This window comes from Actinomycetota bacterium, assembly GCA_036280995.1.
Classification (GTDB): domain Bacteria; phylum Actinomycetota; class CALGFH01; order CALGFH01; family CALGFH01; genus CALGFH01.
Window position 1 is genome coordinate 1 of sequence record DASUPQ010000689.1, and the last position, 3,585, is coordinate 3,585.

The following is a 3,585-nucleotide window of genomic DNA, read 5'->3' on the forward strand; positions in this document are numbered from 1 at the left end:
CTGGGCCGACGAGCAGACGGCCCGGCCGCTGCGGGCGTCGGTGTGGCTGGTGCTCACCACCGTGATCATGATCGCGGCCGAGCTGTACGACCGGGCCCGCAGCCGGCGGGAGGCGCCGGTCCCGGCGGCGAGCCCGGGGACCCGGGCCGAGCGGTTCGGGCGGGCCGGGGCGGCGCCCGCCCCGGCGCCCGAGGACGCCGAGGAGGAGCTGAAGCGGCTGCCGGTGGCCAAGGCGGCCGGCATCGGCCTGGCCCAGGCCCTCGCCCTGGTCCCCGGGACCAGCCGCTCCGGGGTGACGATCTCGGCCGGGCTGTTCCAGGGCGTGTCCAGGGGCACGGCGGCCCGCTTCTCGTTCCTGCTGTCGATCCCGGCCATCCTCGGCGCCGGCATCCTCAAGCTGGACGAGCTGTCGGGCGCCACCGAGACCCCGGCCGAGCTGGTCGCCGGCACCGTCGCCGCCGCCGTCTCGGGGTTCGTGGCCGTGTCGTTCCTGCTCCGCCTGCTGCGGACCCGGACCCTGTGGCCGTTCATCTGGTACCGGCTGATCGCCGGCGGGCTGTTCGTGCTGCTGCTGGCCACCGTCCGGTCGTAAATCCGGCGACCGGACCGGGAGGCCCGGGTAGGCTCTTGGCCATGGTCATGGTCCGACCGGCCACGGTCGCGGACGCGCCGGCCATGGGCCGGCTGCACGTCCGCGCCTGGCAGGCCGCCTACCGCGGCCACATGCCCGGCGACTACCTCGACGGCCTCCGCGCCTCCGAGCGCGCCGCCGGCTGGGAGCGCGTGCTGCGCTTGGAGCGGGACCGGGGCGCCGTCCTGGTGGCCGAGCAGGCCGGCGAGGTGACCGGGTTCGCCAACGTCGGCCCGGCCGAGGACCCTGCGGACGCGGGCGAGCTGTACGCCATCAACGTCGACCCCGCCCACTGGGGGACGGGCGCCGGCCGGGCCCTGCTCCTGGCCGCCCAGGCCAAGCTGGCCAGGCTGGGCAATGACGAGACGGTGCTGTGGGTCCTGCCCGCCAATGCCCGCGCCCGCCGCTTCTACGAGATCGCCGGCTGGGTCGCCGACGGCAGCGAGCGGACCATGGAGGTGCTCGGCGTCGTCGTTCCCGAGGTGCGCTACCGGAGGCGCTCGACCAGCGAGGAGAGCTCGTCGGCGACGCCGCCCGGCACCGAGTAGCCGGTCTCGTCGCGGATCTCGGCGAAGTGGTCGCGCACGTCCTCCAGGGTGAGGGCCGGGTTGGCGTAGCCAGGGGTGAGGCCGACGAAGAAGCGGGCGACCCGCCCGCCCCCGGCCGAGTAGATCTCGCCCGTCACCGGGCAGTCCTCGGAGACCAGCCAGGCGGCCACGGGCGCGACCAGGCCCGGGTCGAGCTTGGGGGCGAGCGGGCCCAGCAGCTCCTCGGTCAGGCGGGTGCGGGCGATCGGGGCGAGCACGTTGGCCCTGATGTTGTGGCGGGCGCCCTCCTGGGCGAGCACCCGGGCCAGGCCGACCAGGCCCATCTTGGCCGCGCCGTAGTTGCTCTGGCCGAAGTTGCCGAGGATGCCCGAGTTGGAGGCGGTGACCAGGACGCGGCCGTAGCCGGCCTCGCGCATCTTCACCCAGGCCGGCCGGAGCACGTGGAAGGCCCCCTTGAGGTGCACGTCGAGCACGGGGTCGAGCAGCTCCGGGGTCAGGTTGTGGAACGCCTTGTCGCGCAGGATGCCGGCGTTGCTGATGACGATGTCGACCCGGCCGAAGGCGTCGAGGGCGGTGTCGACGATCGCCTGCCCGCCCTCGACCGTGGCCACCGTGCTGGTGTCGGCGACGGCCTCCCCGCCCAGGTCCTCGATCTCCTTGACCGTCTGCTCGGCCGGGCCGGCCGACGCGCCGGTCCCGTCGGTGGCGCCGCCGAGGTCGTTGACGACCACCTTGGCGCCCCGCGAGGCCAGCAGCAGGGCGTGCTCACGGCCCAGGCCCCCGCCGGCCCCGGTCACGATCGCCACCCTGTCGTCGAAACGGATGTCGGCCATCGCTCGCCTCCCGTGTCGCGCCACCGGACCCTACGATACGGGCATGGGTCCCCTCGAGGGAGTGCGGGTCGTCGAGCTGGCCGGGATCGGGCCGGGGCCGTTCTGCGCCATGCTCCTGGCCGACCTGGGCGCCGAGGTGCTGGCCGTGGACCGTCCGGCGGCGGGTGGGCCCGGCTGGCCGGCGCTGTTCGCCCGGGGACGGCGCCGGGTCGCCGTCGACCTCAAGCATCCCGAGGGCCCGGGGGTGGTGCTCGACCTGGTCGCCGGGGCCGACGCCCTGGTCGAGGGGTTCCGGCCGGGGGTGGCGGAGCGGCTCGGGATCGGGCCCGAGGCGTGCCTTCACCGCAACCCGCGCCTGGTCTACGGGCGCGTCACCGGCTGGGGCCAGGACGGCCCGCTGGCCCGCTCGGCCGGCCACGACATCGACTACATCGCCGTGGCCGGGGCGCTGCACCCGGTGGGGCCGGCCGGCGGGCCGCCGGTGCCGCCGCTCAACCTGCTCGGCGACTTCGGCGGCGGCGGCATGCTGCTCGCCCTCGGGGTGGTGGCGGCCCTGCTGGAGGCGGGCCGGTCGGGGCGCGGGCAGGTGGTGGACGCGGCCATGGTCGACGGGGCCGCCCTGCTCACCACCCAGCTCCACGAGCTGCTGGCGGCCGGGCTCTGGAGCGACCAGCGCGGCGCCAACCTGCTCGACGGGGCGGCCCCCTTCTACGCCGTCTACGAGACCGCCGACGGCCGCCACCTGGCCGTTGGCGCCCTGGAGCCGCAGTTCTGGGCCGAGCTGCTGGACCGGCTCGGCCTGGCCGCCGACGACCTGCCCGCCCAGCTCGACCGCGACGGCTGGCCGGACCTGCGGGAGCGGCTGGCGGCGACGTTCCGGACCAGGACCCGCGACGAGTGGTGCGCCCTGCTGGAGGGCACCGACGCCTGCGTCGCCCCGGTGCTGTCGCTCCTGGAGGCCCCCGCCCACCCCCCCAACCAGGCCCGCGCCACCTTCGTCGACGTCGGCGGCGTCCCCCAGCCCGCCCCCGCCCCCCGCTTCAGCCGCACCCCCTGCCCCATCCCCACCCCACCCGCCTCCGGCGGGGACGACGCCGAGGTCCTGGCCGCATGGGGGCTGCCGCCGGAGCGGGTCGAGCGCCTCCGCGCCGCCGGCGCGATCCCGCGGCGACCCTGACCGGGCCACGCGGCCACCGGCCTACCAGTCGGCCTGCCAGCAGTCGCCGGCCAACGGCACCTTCTCGGGGCGGCCGTCGCGGACCACGTAGACGGTCGCCGGCCGCTGGTCGTCGGGCTTGCCGGCGACGGCCACGAGCACGTGGCGGCCCGTCCGGTCCACGTCCAGGGCGAACGGCTCCACCCGGAGGCCGAGCGGGACGGTCTCCTCCACCGCCCGGGTCTCCAGGTCGTAGCGGACCAGGAGGTTGTCGTAGGACCCGCCGCCGCAGCCCCGCGAGCCGAGGGCCAGCAGCTCCCGGCCGTCCAGGAACCGCCAGGAGGTGGCCCCGCAGTCGCCGGCCGCCGGCAGGTCGTCGCCGTCGGTGACCGAGCCGGTTCCGGCGAGCGGGAGCAC

5 protein-coding genes are annotated in these 3,585 nt (G+C 76.5%); 3 read left to right on the plus strand and 2 right to left on the minus strand.

Annotation, left to right across the window (positions count from 1 at the left end):
* Positions 1-592 (plus strand): undecaprenyl-diphosphate phosphatase (locus VF468_23310; protein HEX5881219.1); only part of this gene is annotated, 592 nt, incomplete at its 5' end.
* Between the two features lie 41 nt (positions 593-633).
* Positions 634-1,179, plus strand: a complete 546-nt coding sequence (locus VF468_23315) for a GNAT family N-acetyltransferase (protein HEX5881220.1) — start codon at positions 634-636, stop codon at positions 1,177-1,179.
* On the opposite strand, the gene VF468_23320 is transcribed toward VF468_23315, so the two are convergent.
* Positions 1,119-2,012, minus strand: a complete 894-nt coding sequence (locus VF468_23320) for an SDR family NAD(P)-dependent oxidoreductase (protein HEX5881221.1) — start codon at positions 2,010-2,012, stop codon at positions 1,119-1,121. The two genes, VF468_23315 and VF468_23320, sit on opposite strands and share 61 nt — an antisense overlap.
* Positions 2,013-2,055: 43 nt before the next feature.
* On the opposite strand from VF468_23320, the gene VF468_23325 reads away from it, so the two are divergent.
* Positions 2,056-3,189 (plus strand): CaiB/BaiF CoA-transferase family protein, encoded by a 1,134-nt coding sequence (locus VF468_23325; GenBank protein HEX5881222.1) that lies wholly within the window; start codon positions 2,056-2,058, stop codon positions 3,187-3,189.
* A gap of 21 nt (positions 3,190-3,210) precedes the next feature.
* Here VF468_23325 and VF468_23330 read toward each other — a convergent pair.
* On the minus strand, positions 3,211-3,585 hold a 375-nt coding region (locus VF468_23330; GenBank protein HEX5881223.1), incomplete at its 5' end, for a hypothetical protein.

Bases quoted from the DNA above. Each gene is read 5' to 3' on its own strand.
- VF468_23315 (HEX5881220.1), top strand. From the start codon at position 634: ATGGTCATGGTCCGACCGGCCACGGTCGCGGACGCGCCGGCCATGGGC.
- VF468_23320 (HEX5881221.1), bottom strand. From the start codon at position 2,012: ATGGCCGACATCCGTTTCGACGACAGGGTGGCGATCGTGACCGGGGCC.
- VF468_23325 (HEX5881222.1), top strand. From the start codon at position 2,056: ATGGGTCCCCTCGAGGGAGTGCGGGTCGTCGAGCTGGCCGGGATCGGG.